Source organism: Ensifer sp. Root423 (assembly GCF_001426275.1).
In the GTDB taxonomy this organism is placed as follows: Bacteria; Pseudomonadota; Alphaproteobacteria; order Rhizobiales; family Rhizobiaceae; genus Ensifer; species Ensifer adhaerens.
This window is the reverse complement of sequence record NZ_LMEG01000007.1, coordinates 18,947-38,367: the sequence shown is the minus strand read 5'-3', so window position 1 is coordinate 38,367 and position 19,421 is coordinate 18,947. Positions and strand designations below refer to the sequence as shown.

Below are 19,421 nucleotides of genomic sequence, written 5' to 3'. Positions count from 1 at the left end.
GAAACGGACGCGCGGCGAAAATCGCCGCTCGCCCGGCTCTTAGCTCAGCGTCCTTTTGACCGCGTTGCGCCAACCCTTGAACTTGGCCTTACGCGTCTTTTCGTCCATGGCGGGCTCGAAGCGGCGGTCGCGTGCCCAGGACTTGGCAAAGTCTTCCTGCTTCGGCCAGACGCCGGCGCGGCTGCCGGCAAGCCAGGCGACGCCGAGCGCAGTCGTTTCCAGGATGACGGGCCGATCGACCGGCGCGTCGAGCAGGTCGGAAAGCCGCTGCATCGTCCAGTCGGAGGCAACCATGCCGCCGTCGACGCGCAGAACCGTCTCCTTGCCGTTGCTGCGCCAGTCCTTGTGCATCGCCTCAAGCAAGTCGCGCGTCTGGTAACAGACGGCTTCGAGTGCCGCGCGGGCAAACTCCGCCGGACCGGTGTTGCGGGTCATGCCGAAGATCGCGCCGCGCGCGTCCGGATCCCAATGCGGCGCGCCGAGCCCGGTGAAGGCCGGCACGAGATAGACGTCCTGCGTCGGATCGGCGCTTGCGGCAAGCGTCCCGGTATCGGGCGCAGCCTTGATCACCTTCAGCCCGTCGCGCAGCCATTGCACCGCAGCACCCGCGACGAAGATCGAGCCTTCGAGCGCATAGGTGGTTTCGCCATCAAGCTTGTAGGCAATGGTGGTGAGCAACCGGTTCTTCGAACGCACCATGTCCTTGCCGGTGTTGAGCAGTGCGAAGCAGCCGGTGCCATAGGTGGATTTCAACATGCCCGGCTTGAAGCAGGCCTGGCCGATGGTCGCCGCCTGCTGGTCGCCGGCAACGCCGAGGATCGGGATCGCCGCGCCGAAAAGTGCGGTATCGGTAACGCCGAAATCGGCGGCGCAATCCTTGACCTCGGGCAGCATGGCGCGCGGCACCTTGAGGATCTTCAGAAGCTCGTCGTCCCAGGCATTTTCGGCGATGTTATAGAGCAGCGTGCGCGAGGCGTTGGTCGCGTCGGTCACGAAGGATTTGCCGCCGGTCAGCCGCCAGATGAGGAAGGTATCGATGGTGCCGAAGCAGAGTTCGCCCTTGGCGGCGCGGGCCTGCGCCCTGTCGATGTTGGTCAGCAGCCAGTTGAGCTTGGTACCGGAGAAATAGGGATCGAGCAGCAGGCCCGTCTTCCGGGTGAAAGTCTTTTCCAGCCCCTGCTTCTTCAGCCGATCACAATAGGAGGCGGTGCGACGGTCCTGCCAGACGATGGCGTTGTGAATGGGATTGCCGGTCTTGCGATCCCAGACGACGACGGTTTCGCGCTGGTTGGTGATGCCGATCGCCGAAAGGTCGCCGGCCTTGATGCCGGCCTTGGCGATAGCGTCCTCAACCGTCGAAAGCACCGTTTGCCAGATTTCCTCGGGATCGTGTTCGACCCACCCGGATTTCGGAAAATACTGCTTGAATTCCTTGTGGCTGGCCCCGGCGATCTGCTGCTGACCGTCGAAGATGATCGCCCGGCTCGAGGTCGTACCCTGATCGATCGCGAGAATATATCCGCCCATATGCCCCTCCCCGGCCACACGCATGTTTGTTCACCCGGCCTTGAAGGCGGGATCTCATTTCGAAAACTTCAATACGATGGCAAAACGAATGTCAAACGAAAACAAAACGCAACCGCCGACTTCGCCATTCCCCTCCTCAACTCTGCGGTCCCGATCCCAAAAACACAATTGTCAGCGCCGGCGTTTTCCGCGTAGGCTGGCGCTGTTGCGCCGCAACAAAGCAGTGCGCGGCGCCACAAAGGGAGAGAGCAGCAATGACGAAAACAGCGGTCATCACCGGTTCGACGAGCGGCATCGGGCTTGCGATCGCCAAGGCCTTCGCCAAGGGTGGCGCCAATATCGTGCTGAACGGCTTCGGTAGCCCGGACGAAATCAAGAAGGCGACGGACGACGTGAGCGCGCTGACGACAGGAACGGTCGTCTATCATGCCGCCGACATGACGAAGCCAGCCGAGATCGCCGATCTGATCACCACGGCGACGACCCGCTTCGGCGGCGTCGATATCCTCGTCAACAATGCCGGTATCCAATATGTCGAGAAGGTCGAGGATTTCCCGATCGAGCAATGGGACCGCATCATCGCGATCAACCTCTCCTCGTCCTTCCACACGATCCGCGCCGCTATTCCCGGCATGAAGGCGAAGGGTTGGGGCCGCATCATCAACATCGCCTCGGCCCATGGCCTCGTCGCCTCGCCCTTCAAGGCGGCCTATGTGGCGGCGAAGCACGGCGTTCTCGGTCTGACGAAGACCGTGGCGCTCGAAGTGGCCGAAAGCGGAATCACCGCGAACTCGATCTGCCCGGGCTACGTGCTGACGCCGCTCGTCGAAAAGCAGATCCCCGATCAAGCCCGCACCCGCGGCATCACCGAGCAGCAGGTGATCAACGACGTGATGCTGAAGGGGCAGCCGACGAAGAAGTTCATCACCGTCGAACAGGTCGCAGCCCTTGCCGTCTATCTCGCCGGCGACGACGCGGCACAGATCACCGGCACCCATGTGTCGATGGACGGCGGTTGGACGGCGCAGTAACGGCCGACATTCGTCAAGTGGTCGGCAGCGCGGACCGGATGCCCCCCGCGCTGCCCGCATGGCGTGCAAAAGTCCGCCCAGCCCTTTGCTTTTCTGCATAACCACCTAAGATCAAAGTGATTTCAGGACGTATGCAGCAGCAGGGAATGAATGGCATGCCCCAACCGACCGGTTCAATCAGCTTCATCCTCAACGACCGCGAGGTCGCTCTTTCCGACATCGCACCGACAACGACGCTGCTCGACTATCTGCGGCTGGAACGCCGGCTGACCGGCACCAAGGAAGGTTGTGCGGAGGGCGACTGCGGCGCCTGCACCGTGCTCGTCGGGCGGCTGGTCAGCGACCGGCTCGTCTATGAGAGCGTCAACGCCTGCATCCGCTTCCTCGGCTCGCTGCAGGCAACCCATGTCGTCACCGTCGAGCATCTCGCCGGTCCGGATGGCACGCTGCATCCGGTGCAGCAGGCAATGGTCGATTTTCACGGCTCGCAATGCGGCTTCTGCACGCCCGGCTTCGTCATGTCGCTCTATGGCCTCTGGCTTGGCAACGACAGCCCCAGCCGCGCCGATATCGAAAAGGCGCTGCAGGGCAATCTCTGTCGCTGCACCGGTTATGAGCCCATCGTGCGCGCGGCCGAAGCGGCGGCAGAGGCGCGCCCCTCCGACATCTTCGATCCGATCACCAGGGAGCGGGAAACGATCACCATCAGGCTGAAGGCGCTGGCACCGACGGAAACGATCACACTCCGCCAGGGCGAATATTGTCTGATCGTGCCGGCCGACGGCAGTGGCCTGGCGGAAGCACTCGCCGACCATCCCGGGGCGACGGTCGTTGCCGGCTCCACCGATGTCGGCCTCTGGGTGACGAAGCAGATGCGGGCGATCAACCCGGTGATCTTCATCAACGGCATCACCGAATTGCAGCAGATCGAGGAAACCGCGGACGGCCTGATTATCGGCGCCGGCGTCAGCTACACCATGGCCTATGCCGCCCTCGCCAAGACGTTTCTCGGGCTCGGTCCGCTGATCAACCGCATCGGCGGCGAACAGGTGCGCAACATGGGCACGATCGGCGGCAATATCGCTAACGGCTCACCGATCGGCGACAGTCCGCCGCCCCTGATCGTGCTTGGCGCGACGGTGACCCTGCGCTCGACCGCCGGTCGGCGGACGTTGCCGCTCGAATCCTTCTTCATCGCTTATGGCAAGCAGGATCGCCAACCCGGCGAATTCGTCGAAAGCATCTTCGTGCCGCGCCTGCCGGCGGGCGATCTCTTTGCCGCCTACAAGATCTCCAAGCGCCGCGACGAAGATATCTCCGCGCTGCTTGGCGCGTTCCGTCTATCGGTGGATGGCGGCATCGTCCGCTCCGCCCGCATCGCCTTCGGCGGCATGGCCGCGACGCCCAAGCGCGCCAGCAACGTCGAGGCGGCGCTGATCGGCAAGCCATGGACCGAGGAAACGGTCCGCGCCGCGCAAGCCGCCTTCGAGAGCGATTACCAGCCGCTCACCGACTGGCGGGCAACGAGCGACTACCGCATGCTTGCGGCGAAGAACCTTCTGATGCGTTTCTTCCTGGAAAGCGGCGGCGAGCCGGCGCAACTGGTTCGCTTTGCTGCGGGAGGCCGATAGTCATGGACAAATCCACCTTCGAGGAACGCAAGACGATCCGCGGCGAGATGCATGTTTCCCAGCGTCACGACAGCGCCCACAAGCATGTCTCCGGCACCGCCGACTACATCGACGACATGCCCGAGCCGGCGGGCACGCTGCATGGCGCGCTTGGCATGACCGACCGGGCGCATGCGGAAATCACCGCCATGGACCTTTCGGCCGTCGCCGCCGTGCCCGGTGTCATGCTGGTGCTGACCGCCAAGGACATGCCGCATTCCAACGACATCAGCCCGAGCCACCTGCATGACGAGCCGGTGCTTGCCGATGGCCTCGTGCAGTTTCATGGCCAGCCGGCCTTCGCCGTGATTGCAGAAACCCGTGACATCGCCCGTCGGGCGGCAAGGCTCGCCAAGATCACCTATCGCGACCTGCCGCATTTCACCGACATTCTCGATGCCGTCGCCCATGGCGGGCAGTTGGTCACCCAGCCGCTCACGCTGCAGCGCGGCGATGCCGAGGCGGAGCTGGAAAAGGCGCCACGGCGGCTCAAAGGCAGCATGCGCGTCGGCGGACAGGAGCATTTCTACCTCGAAGGCCATATCGCCCTTGCCATTCCCGGCGAGGACGACGAGGTCACCGTCTGGTCCTCGACCCAGCATCCGAGCGAGATCCAGCACATGGTCTCGCACGTGCTCGGCGTGCCCTCCAATGCGGTGACCGTGAACGTGCGCCGCATGGGTGGTGGCTTCGGCGGCAAGGAAACGCAAGGAAACCAGTTCGCAGCCCTTGCCGCGGTCGCGGCGAAGAAGCTCAACCGCGCCGTCAAGTTCCGCCCGGATCGCGACGAGGACATGACGGCAACCGGCAAGCGCCACGACTTCCTCGTCGATTACGACGTCGGCTTCGACGACGAGGGCCGCATCCATGCGGTCCATGCCAACTACGCGGCGCGCTGCGGCTACTCTTCGGACCTCTCCGGCCCGGTCACAGACCGTGCGCTGTTCCATGCGGACAGCTCCTATTTCTATCCGCATGTGAAGCTCACCTCACAGCCGCTGAAGACCAACACGGTCTCAAACACCGCTTATCGTGGCTTCGGCGGCCCGCAAGGCATGGTCGGCGGCGAGCGCATCATCGAGGAAATCGCCTACCAGCTCGGCAAGGATCCGCTCGAAATCCGCAAGCTGAATTTCTATGGCGACAAGGGCTCCGGCCGCGATGTCACGCCCTACCATCAGCAGGTCGAAGACAACATCATCGCGCAGATCGTCGCGGAGCTGGAAGAAAGCGCCGACTATCAGGCGCGCCGTCAGGCGATCCTCGCGTTCAATCGGGAAAGCCGCGTCATCCGCAAGGGCATCGCGCTGACGCCGGTGAAGTTCGGCATCTCCTTCACCATGACCGCCTTCAACCAGGCGGGCGCGCTTGTGCATATCTACCAGGACGGCTCGATCCACCTCAACCACGGCGGCACCGAGATGGGCCAAGGCCTCTACATCAAGGTCGCGCAGGTGATCGCCGACAGCTTCCAGGTCGACCTCGACCGCGTTCGCATCACTGCGACGACGACCGGCAAGGTGCCGAACACGTCGGCGACCGCCGCCTCTTCGGGCTCTGACTTGAACGGCATGGCCGCCTTCGACGCCGCGCGCCAGATCAAGGACCGTCTCGTCGGTTTCGCCTGCGAGCGCTGGCAGACGACGCCCGAGAATGTCAGCTTCGTCGCCAACCACGTGAAGATCGGCGAGGAGCTGATCCCCTTCCCTGAATTCATCAAGCAGGCCTATATGGGCCGTATCCAGCTTTCGGCCGCCGGCTACTACAAGACGCCGAAGATCCACTGGGATCGAGCCAGCGGCCGCGGCACACCCTTCTATTACTTCGCCTATGGCGCTGCGGTTTCGGAGGTTTCGATCGACACGCTGACCGGCGAATACATGGTCGACCGGGTCGACGTGCTGCACGACGTCGGCCGTTCGCTCAATCCGGCGATCGACCTCGGTCAGATCGAGGGCGGCTTCGTGCAAGGGATGGGCTGGCTGACGACGGAAGAGCTCTGGTGGGACGACAAGGGACGGCTTCGCACGCACGCCCCCTCCACCTACAAGATCCCCCTTGCCTCCGACCGGCCGAAGATCTTCAACGTCAAGCTTGCCGAATGGTCGAGCAACGCCGAGAAGACCATTGGCCGCTCCAAGGCGGTGGGAGAGCCGCCCTTCATGCTGCCGATCTCGGTTCTGGAAGCCCTGTCGATGGCGGTGGCGAGTGTCGCCGACTACCGCGAGTGCCCGCGGCTCGATGCTCCGGCAACACCGGAGCGTGTGCTGATGGCCGTCGAACGTCTGCGCAATCGCTGACAGCCATCACGATTTGCCTCAGATCCGCGGCAGTTCATTGATGCTGAACAGGCGGCGAGCGTTGGCCATCGCCTCCTCGTCGTCGCGGTGCGGGCTATGAACATCCATGAAACCCATGTCTCTCTTGATATGATCGGAGAGCGTGTTGACATCGAGCATCGGCTTGGGGGCAACAAGGCCACCGAACAGGGCGGCTGTGAGCCGGGCGACCGGCTCGAATGAAAGAAATGCTTTTCTTTCAGTACGTTCGTAAGTGTCGCAAGTCATTTCAGCACCTGTTTCGTCTTGGGAAGTTGACTTGAAGGATGCCGTGGAGGAGGATCGAAATCCAATCGAACATCCGTCTGGATGCATCAAGAGAACTTATCCATGAAGATGTCGAAGCAGTTTCCGCTGAATGCGCTGCGGGTCTTCGAGGCGGTCGCAAGGCTCGGCAGCTTCACCAAGGCCGGTGAAGAGCTGGGCATGACCCAGACGGCCGTAAGCTACCAGGTCAAGTTGATCGAGGAGAATGTCGGCGAGCCGCTGTTCCTGCGGCGCCCGCGCCAGATCTCGCTGACGGAAGTCGGCCAGCGCATGGCGCCGCGCGTCACCGAAGCCTTCGAGATGCTGCAGGAAGCGGTTTCGAATGCCCGTGGCGATATCGACAGCGCGCTCCTGATCAGCTCGACGCCGACCTTCGCCTCGCAATGGCTTGCCCGCAACATCGGCAGCTTCCAGCTCGCCCATCCGAACATCGCCGTTCGGCTGACGACCAGCGACTCGCTCACCGATTTTACCCGCGAACCGGCCGACCTTGCCATCCGCTCCGGTGCCGGCGTCTGGCCCGGCCTCGACACGCATCCGCTGATGCGGGTGGAATTCAGCCCGATGCTGAGTCCGGCGCTTGCCGAGACCATTGGCGGCGTGCACGAGCCGCGCGACCTGCTGAAGCTGCGCATCATCGATCCCGGTGACCCCTGGTGGCCGATGTGGTTCAAGGCCGCCGGCGTCAAGGATCCCGATCTCGAAGGACGGCCGCACAGCCGCCTCGGCGCGCAATCCTTCGAGGCGCGCGCCGCCATCGCCGGCCAGGGCGTGGCGATCCTGACGCCGGAATTCTACCCCGATGACGTGGCGCTCGGTCGGCTCTACCAGCCCTTCGAGCTGCGCTGCAGCGACGGCTGCGATTATTGGCTCGCCTATCCGCACGCCCGCCGCAACACACCCAAGATCAGGATTTTCCGCGACTGGATCCTCGGCGAACTTTGCGCGCCGAACTTCCTGCAAGCAAATAGCGCTTGAGGAGCGTCGAAGCCCCTTTTCCCCTCCGTGGTTTATGCGCAAAGTGAGGCAACGGAGACAAAGGGGATCTGAATGTACGAGTTCGCCATCGCCTGGGAATGGCTGGCCTTTGCCGTGCGCTGGTTGCACGTCATCACCGCCATCGCCTGGATCGGCTCATCCTTCTATTTCATCGCGCTCGACCTGGGTCTCGTGAAGCGCGATCACTTGCCCGTCGGCGCCTATGGCGAAGAATGGCAGGTCCATGGCGGCGGTTTCTATCACATCCAGAAATACCTGGTCGCACCGGCCTCGATGCCCGAGCATCTCACCTGGTTCAAATGGGAATCCTACGTGACGTGGCTTTCTGGCTTCGCCATGCTCTGTGTCGTCTACTATGGCGGCGCCGATCTGTTCCTGATCGACCGCCACGTGCTCGACATCTCGGCGACCACGGCGATCCTGATTTCGCTCGCCTCGCTCGGCATCGGCTGGCTGTTTTACGATCTGCTCTGCAAGTCGCCGATCGGCAGGAACACCTGGGGGTTGATGGCACTGCTCTATGTGGCGCTGGTCGTCATGGCCTGGGGCTATACGCAGGTCTTCACCGGCCGCGCCGCCTTCCTGCATCTCGGCGCTTTCACCGCGACGATCATGTCGGCCAACGTCTTCTTCATCATCATCCCCAACCAGAAGATCGTCGTCGCCGACCTGATCGCCGGCCGCACGCCGGATCCGAAACTCGGCGCGCAGGCCAAGCAGCGCTCGCTGCACAACAACTACCTGACGCTGCCCGTCATCTTCTTCATGCTGTCGAACCACTATCCGCTTGCGTTTGCCACCGCGTTCAACTGGATCATCGCCGCACTCGTCTTCCTGATGGGCGTCACCATCCGCCACTGGTTCAACACCACCCACGCCCGCAAGGGCCGGCCGACCTGGACCTGGCTCGTCACCGCCCTCCTCTTCATCCTGATCATGTGGCTTTCGACCGTGCCGAAGGTGCTGACCGGCGGCGAAAAGGCCGAGGTTGCGCCCGCCTTCAGCCGCTTCGCCGCCAATGCCCACTTCCCTGCAGTCAAGGACACGGTCTCGACACGCTGTTCCATGTGCCATGCGGCAGAACCGGTTTATGAGGGTATCACCCAGGCGCCGAAGGGCGTGATGCTCGAAAGCGACGCGGAGATTGCCGCCCATGCCCGCGAAATCTATATCCAGGCCGGGCGCAGCCATGCGATGCCGCCCGGCAACGTGACAGACATGACGACGGACGAGCGCCAGCTTCTGACAGCCTGGTTCGAAAGCGCCGTCGAGGAAGGCAAGACACAATGACGACCACCCTCATCCGCGGCCGATTGCTGAGCTTCAACCGCGCGCCATCGTCGATCGACGACAGCGCCGCCTACAGCTACGAGAGGGACGGTGCGCTTCTGATTGAGGGGGGACAGATCGCCGCGAGCGGCTCCTATGCTGCGGTCAAGGCAAGCGCGCCTGACGGCGTCGCTGAAGTGGACCATCGCCCACACCTGATCGTGCCCGGCTTCATCGACACGCATCTGCATTTCCCGCAGATGCAGGTCATGGCCTCCTATGCCGCCAACTTGCTTGAATGGCTGAACACCTACACCTTCCCCGAGGAGTGCCGCTTCGTCGAGACCGCCCATGCGGAGCGCATCGCGACGCGCTTCTTCGATGAGATGGTGCGCTATGGCACGACAACAGCAACCGCCTATTGCTCGGTTCACAAGGCGTCGGCCGATGCCTTCTTCGCCGAGGCGCTGCGCCGCGACATGCGCATGGTCGCCGGCAAGGTGATGATGGACCGCAACGCCCCGCAAGGCCTGCTCGACACGCCGCAGATGAGCTACGACGAAACCCGCGCGGTCATCCGCGAATGGCACGGCAAGGGCCGCAATCATGTGGCGATCACCCCGCGCTTCGCCATCACCTCAACGCCGGAGCAGATGGACGTCGCGAAGTCGCTGGTGCACGAATTCCCCGACCTGCACCTCCAGACGCACCTTTCGGAAAACCGCGACGAGATCGCCTTTACCTGCGAACTCTATCCGGAAGCCAAGGACTACACAGACGTCTACGCCCGCTACGGCCTGCTCGGACCGAAGAGCCTGTTCGGCCACTGCATCCATCTGTCTGAGCGCGAGGCGGATGTCATGAGCGAGACCGGCTCGGTCGCCGTTTTCTGCCCGACCTCCAATCTTTTTCTCGGTTCTGGCCTCTTCCCGCTGCGCGCGCTCAGCCGCCGCGAAAAGCCGGTGCGCACCTCGGTCGCCTCCGACATCGGCGGCGGTACCAGCTATTCCATGCTGAAGACGCTCGACGAGGCCTACAAGATCCTGCAGCTGCAGGGCGAGCGGCTGAACCCGTTCGACAGCTTCTTCATGATGACCCGCGGCAATGCCGAGGCGCTATCGCTGGTCGACAAGATCGGAACTTTGGAAGCCGGCACCGACGCCGATTTCATCGTGCTCGACATGGCGGCGACGCCGGCGATGGCGCTTCGGGCCGAAGTGGTCAACTCTCTGGCAGACGAACTCTTCCTGCTGCAGACCATGGGCGACGACCGGTCGATCGTCGAAACCTATGTCGCCGGCAAGCCGGCAAAATCGGCGCTTGCCGCCGCATGACCGACCAAAAGCAGAGAGGTCAAGAAAATTGACCTCTCTGCGTTCTGGCTATTAACAAGCCTCTGCCAAACATGGTAATGGCTCGTTCAATCTCCGTTGGACGAAGGCCTTATCCATGACGCAAATCCTCGAAATCAGCGATCTCAAGGCGCTCGCCAAGCGCCGGGTGCCGAAACTCTTCTTCGATTACGCCGACAGCGGCGCCTGGACCGAAGGCACCTATCGCGCCAACGAGGAGGATTTCGCCAAGGTGAAGCTGCGCCAGCGCGTGCTGGTGGATATGACCGACCGGTCGCTGGAAACGACGATGATCGGCCAGAAGGTGTCGATGCCGGTGGCACTCGCCCCGACCGGCCTCACCGGCATGCAGCACGCCGACGGCGAAATGCTGGCAGCCCAGGCGGCTGAAGCCTTCGGCGTGCCCTTCACGCTCTCGACGATGAGCATCTGCTCGATCGAGGACGTCGCCTCGGTCACCACCAAGCCCTTCTGGTTCCAGCTCTACGTCATGCGCGAACGCGAATTCGTGCTGAACCTGATCGACCGGGCCAAGGCGGCGAAGTGCTCGGCGCTGGTGCTGACGCTCGACCTGCAGATCCTCGGCCAGCGTCACAAGGATCTTCGCAACGGCCTCTCGGCACCGCCGAAGATGACGCCGAAGCACCTCTGGCAGATGGCGACGCGCCCCGGCTGGTGCATGAAGATGCTCGGCACCAAGCGCCGCACCTTCCGCAACATCGTCGGCCACGCGAAAAGCGTCACCGACCTCTCGTCGCTCGGCGCCTGGACGGCGGAACAGTTCGACCCGCAGCTCTCGTGGAAGGATGTCGCCTGGATCAAGGAACGCTGGGGCGGACCGCTGATCCTCAAGGGCATTCTCGACCCCGAGGACGCCAAGATGGCAGCGGCGACCGGTGCCGACGCGATCATCGTCTCCAACCACGGCGGCCGCCAGCTCGACGGCGCCCATTCCTCGATCAGCATGCTGCCGCGCATCGTCGATGCGGTCGGCCACCAGATCGAGGTGCATATCGATGGCGGTATCCGCTCCGGCCAGGACGTGCTGAAGGCCGTCGCCATGGGCGCCAAGGGCACCTATATCGGCCGCCCCTTCCTCTACGGCCTCGGCGCCATGGGCAAGGAGGGCGTCACCAAGACGCTGGAAATCATCCGCAAGGAGATGGACATCACCATGGCCCTCTGCGGCAAGCGCGATATCAACGACGTCAACCGCGACATTCTCGCGGATTGATCGACCGCGTCAGCGATCCGCATTTGTTGCCCGGATGAGGGAGGGCTTCAGGGTCTTCTCTCAATCCGAAGTACCCGGCTCGCCGTCGATAAGGTCGGCTTCGGACAACCGAGTTCGTGGCGAAGATTGCTTACGGAACCGCCACAGCAAGCGTTCTGGTGAAAAAGGCTGCGATTTCAGCGTTGATGGTGCGATGGAGTTCTACCCGATCAACCCCGGGAGGATCCGCGCATATCGCGGGCACGGCGTCTCTCATTTGCGGCGAGCACGGAGCAAGGAACGTGAAATGCCCGGCGTTTGGGACGACCTCGACGCGGATTTCGGACTGCATGTCGCGCGCAAGCGCCAGGGCGTTGTCATCAGGCGATAGCTCCTCATCCTTTTCGCCGACATAGACCGATATCGGAGCCGCAACGGATTTTAGCCCTTCCGTAGGGAAGAGGACGCTGAGCGGTGCCAGCAAAACGAAGGATCGGATTCGCGCGTCGGCTGAAGCCCCAAGTTCGGCACCCTCCACCCCGATGCGCCCGCGAGCTTCGCAGACATGGCGATCATCGGGACGTTTGGCGCAATAGCCTACAAGACGGGAAAGGTCAGGCTTGGCTCCCGCCAGGATAAGCCCCGTCGTCCCGCCTGCGGAAAACCCGACGAAGCCGATCCGCTCGCGGTCGATGTGCAGAGCAAGGACGGGATCATCGAGGGTGGCCGTCAAAGCCGCCGATATCTGCATGGCGCGTCCGTAGATGGCGCCGGCGGTGCTGATCCGACTTGTGTCCTGAAAATTGTCGCCGACATGCGTGACGCTGACGACCATGTATCCCTGCCGCGCGAGGGACGAAGCCAGGTCGTGGTGGCCCCACATGCTCCCCATGCTGCCATGCGAGAGCATGATCAAAGGGTAGCGGTCGTCACCGATGGGCGCCGATCGAGACACGTCGACCTCGTAAGGTCCGATGCTGCTGACATCCGTCTGGTCGGGGCTTGGAAAGAACACGACCGCATCCATCGGCTTTTGCTCGACGGGGTCGACCACCTCAAGCTTCTTGGCGCCTACGCCTTCGATAACGCCGGCGCTGGCATTGGCACTCCAGAGAAGGACGAGGCACAGAGAGGCCAGCAATCTGAAAAACATATCGCTTGGATCCAAGAGAAATGATGATGTTTAAGCCATTGAAAATTATATTTTAAATATCACCCTTTGCATCACCACGAACACTCATCCTTCAATCTCAGCTGCCGCGGTAGGTCGAATAGCCATAGGGCGAGAGAAGCAGCGGCACGTGATAATGGCTCGCCGGATCGGCGATGCCGAAGCGCAAGGGGATGCGGTCGAGGAAGGCCGGCTCCGGCAGTGTAACGCCGGACCGGCGCAGATAGTCGCCGGCATGGAACACCAGCTCGTAGTTGCCGGCCATGAAGCCGATGCCTTCGACCATCGGGCCGTCGACACGGCCGTCGCTGTTGGTATGTACGGTGCGGATCAACTGCCGCTCTTCCCCCTCCAGCCAGTAGAGGTCGATGCGCAGACCCTCGGCCGGTTTCCCGAGAGCGGTATCGAGAACATGGGTGGTCAGGCGGCCGGCGCTGCTCATGGCTTCTCTCTTTCACACATTGGCGCGGGATGCTGTCAGAAGCCGCGCGCACGTCCTGCTAGATAGCGCTGTCTATGACGAAAGGCTCGTCATAGAAGAACTCCTCGAGATTGTTACCCGGCCCTTCGCGGTCGACGATGAGGAAATCGCTGACGGCGCCGACGGACATCAGCGGGTGGTGCCAGATATTGCGGCCGTAGTTGACGCCCTGCCGGCCGTTCGCCTGGAAAACGCGCGGCGTGCCCGGGCGCCCGTCCTCGTCGTCCGCCACCACGACGAGCCATGGGCGGTCGTCGAGCGGCGAAAAGCTCTGGCTGCCGAGCGGGTGGCGCTCCATCATCGTCACCGAATAGGGGAAAGACCGCGGCTGGCCGCGGAAGATGTTGATGATGACATTGGCGCCGTCGCCGACGACATCGGCACGCGCAAGACCGTGGAAACGTTCCGTGTTGCCGCCGTTGATGTGGCGCATCGTTGCCGGATCGGCTTCGATGATGGTGCCGAAGGGAGCGAAGGCCTCGCGTGTCAGCGGTTCGATTTCGAGCAGGCGCGACATTATGCGGAGACCTCGCAGGACGATTTTGCGCTTGCGGATGTCCGATCCAGTTCGAGGGCCCTCCTCATGAGCGGGGACAGGCATCGAACGGTTTTGTCAGGCATTTTCGTCTCCAGGAATCATCGACTGCAGGCGCAGGCGGGCGATTTTCTCGACCTGTGCGCAAGCGGTTTCAAATTCCTCTTCGGGCGAATTGTCAATGCGGCTTTGGAAGGAGGCAAGAATTTGCCCCTTGGTCAGCCCCTTCACCGCGATGATGAAGGGGAAGCCGAATTTTTTCGTGTAGGTGTCGTTGAGCGCGGTGAAGCGCTCATGCTCCTCTGGTGTCAGCCGGTCGAGGCCGGCAGACGCCTGCTCCGCCGTCGAGTCCGCCGTCAGCTTACCGGCGATCGCCAGCTTGCCGGCAAGATCGGGGTGCGCGCGCAGCACCTGCATCTTCTCGCGCGGCAGCGCCGTGCGAAAGGCCTGGCAGAGCGCCGAATGCACCGTGCCCGCCGTCAGCCCGGTCGCCGCGGCTCGGTCGTAGGCGCGTTCGGCAACCCAGGGCGAGTGCTCGAACACGCCACCGAAACGGGCAACGAAGGCATCACGGTCGGTCATCAGAGCGCCCCTTCCGGCTTGTGGTGCTGGTACCAATGGTTGGCGATGTCAATGCGACGCGGCACCCAGACCTTGTCGTGCGACATGACGTAGTCGATGAAGCGAGCGAGCGCAGCAGCGCGGCCCGGGCGGCCGACGAGACGGCAGTGAAGGCCGATATTCATCATCTTGGCGTCGCCCTGGCGACCTTCCTCGTAGAGCACGTCAAATGTGTCCTTGAGGTAGCTGAAGAACTGGTCGCCGCTGTTAAAGCCCTGCGGCGTCGCAAAGCGCATGTCGTTGGCATCAAGCGTATAGGGAATGATCAGGTGCGGCTTGTCGGCCGAAAGACCCGGCACCCAGTAGGGCAGTTCGTCGGCGTAGCTGTCGCAGGAGTAAAGGAACCCGCCTTCCTCCAGCACCAGCTTCAGCGTATTGGCCGAAGGCTTGCCCTGGTAGATGCCGAGCGGCCGCTCGCCGGTGAGCTCCGTGTGCAGGCGGACGACCTCGCGGATATGCTCGCGTTCGACCTCTTCCGGCACGTCCTTGTATTCCAGCCAGCGCAGACCGTGGCTGGCGATTTCCCAGCCGGCTTCCTTCATGGCAGCGACGGCTTCCGGATTGCGCGCCATGGCCTGCGTCACGCCATAGACGGTCAGCGGGACGTTGCGGCTGGTGAACATGCGCCACAGCCGCCAGAAGCCGGAACGGGCACCGTATTCGTAGATCGATTCCATGTTGAGGTTACGCTGGCCAGCCCAGGGCTGCGCGCCGACAATTTCCGACAGCAGGCACTCGGACGCTGGGTCGCCATCGAGAATGCAGCTTTCGCCGCCCTCTTCGTAGTTCAGCACGAACTGCACGGCGATGCGCGCATCGCCCGGCCAGTTTGCCTTCGGCGGATTGCGGCCGTAGCCAACGAGGTCGCGCGGATACTTAGTCTCAGACATCAAATCACCCTTCGAATTTTTAGGAACGGTATCACCGCCGACCGGATTGTCGATACCGAAATGACGTGAGGCAGGGCAGCGGCAGCGCCACGGCCCTGACGGAAATTACCAGAAAAATTCGGCTGAGCCCGAGGTTGAGAGATTTTTCGAAACAGCGTTGAATGGATCGGCAAGGACAACGGCCCTCATCGAGATGAAATCCTACATTCAAGCGCTCCGCGAAAAAGTCGGTCCCGGCCTGCTTCTCTGCCCGTCAGTGGCGGCCGTCATTGTCGATTCCGATGGCCGGGTCCTCTTGCAGGAGAAAGCAAGTGGCGAAGGCTGGAGCCTGCCGGCCGGCGCGATCGAGCCGGGCGAGACGCCTGTCGATGCGGTCATCCGCGAGGTCATGGAGGAAACCGGCTATCCGGTCTCGGTCGAGCGGATACTGGGCGTCTTCGGCGGAGAAGCGTTTCGCTACACCTACCCGAACGGCGACCACGTCGAATATGTGGTTACCCTCTATCGATGCCGGATCGTCGGTTCCCAGCAGCCGATCACCGATGGCGAAACGAAGTCGCTGCGCTACTTCGCGCCGGCGGACATGCCGGACCTCGGCCTGCCCTATCCGAAAGCGCTGCTCTTTGCAGCTTCGCCCGCGTCCGTTTCCGATTAGCGCTGCGCCATCAGCGCAGCGACGATCAGCGGCAGCGGCCGGACCGCGCCTTGCGGCGCCAGCGATGGGTCGGCGGCGGCCCGCTTCGCCCGCTCTGCGCGCGTGTTCGTCGAGATCTTGCCGAGCGGGTGCTGTGAATGCACCCGCATGGGTGCGCCCGTCTCCTGCTCGACAAACAGCGCAAGGCTGCCGATCGAAAGCGGTTTTGATAGGCAGGGCTCGAACAGGTCACGGAGCGGCGCCTCGAGCCGCCGCATCGCGTCTGGCGCAAGCGGACCGGTCAGCATCATGTGGAAACGGTATTCGTCCATCACATGCGGATCGCCCCAACGGTGCAGGTTGGAGAACTGTGGGGCGGTCAGCCGGTCCGGATCGGAGCGCTCGATCTCGTCTTCGCTGAGCGGCGCGCGGAAGGCGTCGAACTCCTGGATGACGTTGGCCGCAAGCAGATGCATGGCCGTGCTCGGCACCTGCGGCATCAGCCCGAAGCATCGGCCGATGCGGGCGACCTCCAGGCGATCGATTTCGAACGGAGTCTGGGCGCCGGCAAAATGCATCAGCGCCTTCAGAAGCTTCGGTTCCGTCATGTCCGGATGCAGGCGGAACGGCGACATCATCACCGCATGAAAGCCGAAGCGTCGCGGAACCGCCGTGTGATAGGCGACATCCGCGGCGCTCAAGCCCGCGACCGACGGCAACTCGGCAGGTTCCCCGGAATAGACATTGCGCCCCAGCCAGCTTGCAGCGGTCGCGGAAAGCGGGTCGGCCATCGGCGGCGTAAAACAAATGGCATAGCGCATCGGCTGGCTCCGGGTATCCGTCAGCGCAGGATGAGCAATAGCTGCGGTTTTCCGCCCTCACCCCGACTTGTCCAATGGCCGCGTCTTAGGTGATTTGCGTGACAGATTGACGAAGTCGGCCGGGGATGAGCGCGGCAGCGGTGCGAACGTCACCCCTCGTTTTTCGGAACCATCCGGCCCATCGCCCGTTCCTAAAAGGTAGGAAAACAAGGATGGAGAAGAAGCGTGACCTATCACAATGCGAACCTTCAGGACGCCCGGATCAAGGAGACCCACGACCTGATCGCAAGCGACAAGGTTGAAGGCACGAGGGTCTATGGCCCCGACGACAAACACATCGGCTCGATCGAGCGCGTGATCATCGAGAAGCGCAGCGGGCGCGTCGCCTATGCGGTGCTCGGCTTCGGCGGTTTTCTCGGCCTCGGCGAAGACCACTATCCATTGCCTTGGGCAAAGCTGACCTATGACGAGAAGCTCGGCGGCTATCGCACTGATGTGACTCGCGATCAGGTCGAAAACGCGCCGAAATATCACGGCACCGAAGAATACGACTGGAACGCGGAAAACGGACGCCGTGTCTACGACTACTACGGCGTGCCGCCCTACTGGATGTAATGCCTGACTTTCGATCTTTCGGGTCCCGCCGCGGGCGGGGCCCTTCGCATGTCCGGCCCTAAAGATGTTTCTCGCGAAGTGCGGCTATGTGATTCCGGCAGAAGAAAGAATCGGGAATATCGATCGCCGGAGAACCGGCGATCTCTTCGACGACGAAACGCGCCAGGCGGTGTGCGATGCCGAAGCTCACCTTGAACCCGCCGGTCAGGACCGAGACGTTCGGATGGTCCGGATGCCGGCCTGCCATCGGCTCGCGCCCCGTCGCTTTCGGGCGCAACCCTGCCCATCGCTCCACCACCTCGGCACCCGCCAGGCGCGGCGCGAGCGCTACGGCGCGCCGAAGCAGCTCATCCAGCTGCTCGTCCGTCGACAGGGGATCGGCAAAACTGTTTTCGCTGGTGCTGCCGACCGCCACATGGCCGTCGTCATGGGCAATAATGTAGACGCCGTCGGCAAAGATCACCGGAAGCGCCGGATCGATCTCCGCGCGCAGCAGTGCCGCCTGCCCCTTGACAGCCGTGCCGCTCGTTTCCGCCAGCGGCACCGACACGTCGTCGATCAGTTGAAAACTGCCGACGCCGGCCGCGATGATGCAATGCTCGAAATCGATCCGGGTGCCATCGTCGAGTTCGGCCCGGCCGCGTTCCGGCTCGATCCGGCGCACGCCCCTGCCCTCGTCTAAATAGGCGTTCGGTGCCTGCAGGAGCGCTGTGCGGAGCGCAGCAAGCATGCGACGCGGCGAAACCCGTGCGGCGAGCGTGTCGAAGACCATGCCATGCGCCGCCGCGGCAGCACCCGGCCAGCCCTCAGGCCCGTCGTCCTTCACGTGCCAGTGGAACTGCCTGTCGGCCGCGCGCCAATGGCTCCGTGCATCCTGCTCGTGCCGGAGGGCGATATCGCGCAGGTGAGGCTTGGCAAGCGGGATCAAACGACCCGTCCGCCGATAGCCGGTCGAAAGCCCTGTCTCCGCCTCGAGCGCCGCTATCTCTTCCTCGAGCGTCACAAGCGCGTCGAATTGGAACTGTTTCTTATCGTTCCAGCGATCCGGCATATGCGGCATGAGCGCGCCCAAAAGGCCACCGCTGGCGCCTGCGCCGATCGCTTGTTGCTCGGCGACCCGCACGGCCATGCCCCTGCGCGTGGCGCAAATGGCGGCCCACAGCCCCATGATGCCGCCGCCGACGACCAAAAGCTCGCTCATCGATTGACCTTCTCCGGCCGGCGGATTATCGCCTTGGCCATGACAGGATCCGCAGACCCGATCGAGCCCCCGGCGCACCAGAACCTTGATTGGCACGAGGGCGATATGCCCTATTCCCGGGAGTTTGGCGATCACTTTTATTGCCGCACCGACGGGCGGCTGGAGTGCGGCCACGTCTTCCTGTCGGGCAACGGCCTGCCCGATCGTTGGGTCGGTGCGGGCACCTTCCGCATCGGCGAACTCGGCTTCGGTACCGGGCTCAATTTCTGCGAGACGTGGCGCCAGTGGAAGATGACCGCGGCCGCTGGCGACCAGCTGCAGTTCGTGTCCTTCGAGCGCTTTCCGATGGCGGCCGAAGAGATTTCGCGCGCCCTCAGCCATTGGCCAGAGATCGACACGGAGCACCAGGCGCTGGCCTCGCGCTGGCCGGTCGAGCCTGATGGTGATGTCCAGATCGACTTTGGTGACGGCGTCAGCCTCACGGTCGTCTGCGGCGCGGCACTCGGCGGCGTCGCCCGCGCGGAAGACCCGTTCGAAGCCTGGTATCTCGACGGCTTCGCGCCGTCGCGCAATCCCGACATGTGGTCGGAGGAACTGATGCGGCTGGTCTTCGAAAAGACCACGCCCGGCGGCAGCTTCGCCACCTATGCCGCCGCCGGTTTCGTCCGACGCAATTTGCAGGCCGCAGGCTTTGCCGTCGAGAAGCGCAAGGGTTTTGCCGGCAAACGCGAGATGCTGCGGGGCGACCGACCCTAGCGCTCGTCGCGATTGCGGCCTGTCTTGAA

Annotated in this window: 20 protein-coding genes; 11 read left to right on the top strand and 9 right to left on the bottom strand. The window is 63.1% G+C overall.

Translation table 11 applies throughout. From position 1 onward, the window contains the following. Positions 1–39: 39 nt before the first annotated feature. The gene (gene glpK / locus ASD01_RS09530) at positions 40–1,527 is read right to left on the bottom strand and encodes a glycerol kinase GlpK (RefSeq protein ID WP_034788970.1); all 1,488 of its coding nucleotides are present in this window, start codon (positions 1,525–1,527) and stop codon (positions 40–42) included. Positions 1,528–1,781: 254 nt separating this feature from the next. Between glpK and ASD01_RS09525 the strand changes: the two genes are divergently transcribed. The 3 genes from ASD01_RS09525 (at position 1,782) to xdhB (ending at position 6,528) form a co-directional block, all read left to right on the top strand. Beyond that, positions 1,782–2,558: a 3-hydroxybutyrate dehydrogenase gene (locus ASD01_RS09525; RefSeq protein WP_034788972.1), complete on the top strand. Its 777-nt coding sequence runs from the start codon at positions 1,782–1,784 to the stop codon at positions 2,556–2,558. 155 nt (positions 2,559–2,713) lie between these two features. Next, complete coding sequence (gene xdhA / locus ASD01_RS09520; protein WP_034789086.1) at positions 2,714–4,189, top strand: xanthine dehydrogenase small subunit; 1,476 nt, start codon at positions 2,714–2,716, stop codon at positions 4,187–4,189. 2 nt (positions 4,190–4,191) lie between these two features. After that, positions 4,192–6,528, top strand: a complete 2,337-nt coding sequence (gene xdhB / locus ASD01_RS09515; RefSeq protein WP_034788974.1) for a xanthine dehydrogenase molybdopterin binding subunit — start codon at positions 4,192–4,194, stop codon at positions 6,526–6,528. Between the two features lie 18 nt (positions 6,529–6,546). On the opposite strand, the gene ASD01_RS09510 is transcribed toward xdhB, so the two are convergent. Next, a complete protein-coding gene (locus tag ASD01_RS09510; RefSeq protein ID WP_143106240.1) occupies positions 6,547–6,885 on the bottom strand; it encodes a hypothetical protein in 339 nt (112 codons plus the stop codon). Between the two features lie 12 nt (positions 6,886–6,897). On the opposite strand from ASD01_RS09510, the gene ASD01_RS09505 reads away from it, so the two are divergent. From ASD01_RS09505 to ASD01_RS09490, 4 genes are all read left to right on the top strand, one after another. Next, positions 6,898–7,812: a LysR substrate-binding domain-containing protein gene (locus ASD01_RS09505; protein ID WP_034788978.1), complete on the top strand. Its 915-nt coding sequence runs from the start codon at positions 6,898–6,900 to the stop codon at positions 7,810–7,812. A 72-nt stretch (positions 7,813–7,884) separates the two neighbouring features. Further along, positions 7,885–9,123 (top strand): urate hydroxylase PuuD, encoded by a 1,239-nt coding sequence (gene puuD / locus ASD01_RS09500; protein ID WP_034788980.1) that lies wholly within the window; start codon positions 7,885–7,887, stop codon positions 9,121–9,123. After that, positions 9,120–10,436: a guanine deaminase gene (gene guaD, locus ASD01_RS09495; RefSeq protein ID WP_060643897.1), complete on the top strand. Its 1,317-nt coding sequence runs from the start codon at positions 9,120–9,122 to the stop codon at positions 10,434–10,436. Before puuD ends, guaD begins: the two co-directional genes overlap by 4 nt. Positions 10,437–10,551: 115 nt before the next feature. Continuing rightward, the gene (locus tag ASD01_RS09490; protein WP_034788987.1) at positions 10,552–11,688 is read left to right on the top strand and encodes an alpha-hydroxy acid oxidase; all 1,137 of its coding nucleotides are present in this window, start codon (positions 10,552–10,554) and stop codon (positions 11,686–11,688) included. A gap of 130 nt (positions 11,689–11,818) precedes the next feature. Here the strand turns inward: ASD01_RS09490 and ASD01_RS09485 are convergent, their stop codons facing one another. After that, entirely contained in the window at positions 11,819–12,550 is a 732-nt protein-coding gene (locus ASD01_RS09485) for an alpha/beta hydrolase family protein (protein WP_244495218.1), read from the bottom strand. On the opposite strand from ASD01_RS09485, the gene ASD01_RS36610 reads away from it, so the two are divergent. Further along, positions 12,482–12,844, top strand: coding sequence for a hypothetical protein (locus tag ASD01_RS36610; protein WP_244495220.1), 363 nt, complete (start codon positions 12,482–12,484; stop codon positions 12,842–12,844). The two genes, ASD01_RS09485 and ASD01_RS36610, sit on opposite strands and share 69 nt — an antisense overlap. 73 nt (positions 12,845–12,917) lie before the next feature. Here ASD01_RS36610 and uraH read toward each other — a convergent pair whose 3' ends face one another. The 4 genes from uraH to puuE form a co-directional block, all read right to left on the bottom strand. After that, positions 12,918–13,280: a hydroxyisourate hydrolase gene (gene uraH, locus ASD01_RS09480; protein ID WP_034788993.1), complete on the bottom strand. Its 363-nt coding sequence runs from the start codon at positions 13,278–13,280 to the stop codon at positions 12,918–12,920. Positions 13,281–13,338: 58 nt separating this feature from the next. Then, positions 13,339–13,836, bottom strand: a complete 498-nt coding sequence (locus ASD01_RS09475; protein WP_034788995.1) for an ureidoglycolate lyase — start codon at positions 13,834–13,836, stop codon at positions 13,339–13,341. A gap of 96 nt (positions 13,837–13,932) precedes the next feature. Next, positions 13,933–14,436: a 2-oxo-4-hydroxy-4-carboxy-5-ureidoimidazoline decarboxylase gene (gene uraD / locus ASD01_RS09470; RefSeq protein ID WP_060528881.1), complete on the bottom strand. Its 504-nt coding sequence runs from the start codon at positions 14,434–14,436 to the stop codon at positions 13,933–13,935. Next, positions 14,436–15,365: an allantoinase PuuE gene (gene puuE, locus ASD01_RS09465; RefSeq protein ID WP_034789000.1), complete on the bottom strand. Its 930-nt coding sequence runs from the start codon at positions 15,363–15,365 to the stop codon at positions 14,436–14,438. Before puuE ends, uraD begins: the two co-directional genes overlap by 1 nt. A gap of 193 nt (positions 15,366–15,558) precedes the next feature. Between puuE and ASD01_RS09460 the strand changes: the two genes are divergently transcribed. Continuing rightward, positions 15,559–16,020, top strand: coding sequence for an NUDIX domain-containing protein (locus ASD01_RS09460; RefSeq protein WP_034789092.1), 462 nt, complete (start codon positions 15,559–15,561; stop codon positions 16,018–16,020). On the opposite strand, the gene ASD01_RS09455 is transcribed toward ASD01_RS09460, so the two are convergent. Further along, positions 16,017–16,820, bottom strand: coding sequence for a DUF1045 domain-containing protein (locus ASD01_RS09455; protein ID WP_034789003.1), 804 nt, complete (start codon positions 16,818–16,820; stop codon positions 16,017–16,019). The two genes, ASD01_RS09460 and ASD01_RS09455, sit on opposite strands and share 4 nt — an antisense overlap. Before the next feature lie 225 nt (positions 16,821–17,045). On the opposite strand from ASD01_RS09455, the gene ASD01_RS09450 reads away from it, so the two are divergent. After that, positions 17,046–17,435, top strand: coding sequence for a PRC-barrel domain-containing protein (locus ASD01_RS09450; RefSeq protein WP_034789006.1), 390 nt, complete (start codon positions 17,046–17,048; stop codon positions 17,433–17,435). A gap of 58 nt (positions 17,436–17,493) precedes the next feature. Here the strand turns inward: ASD01_RS09450 and ASD01_RS09445 are convergent, their stop codons facing one another. Next, positions 17,494–18,636: an NAD(P)/FAD-dependent oxidoreductase gene (locus tag ASD01_RS09445; RefSeq protein WP_034789009.1), complete on the bottom strand. Its 1,143-nt coding sequence runs from the start codon at positions 18,634–18,636 to the stop codon at positions 17,494–17,496. 39 nt (positions 18,637–18,675) lie between these two features. Here ASD01_RS09445 and mnmD point away from each other — a divergent pair, with 39 nt between their 5' ends. Continuing rightward, a complete protein-coding gene (mnmD, locus tag ASD01_RS09440) occupies positions 18,676–19,392 on the top strand; it encodes a tRNA (5-methylaminomethyl-2-thiouridine)(34)-methyltransferase MnmD (RefSeq protein WP_034789095.1) in 717 nt (238 codons plus the stop codon). Positions 19,393–19,421: the final 29 nt, after the last annotated feature.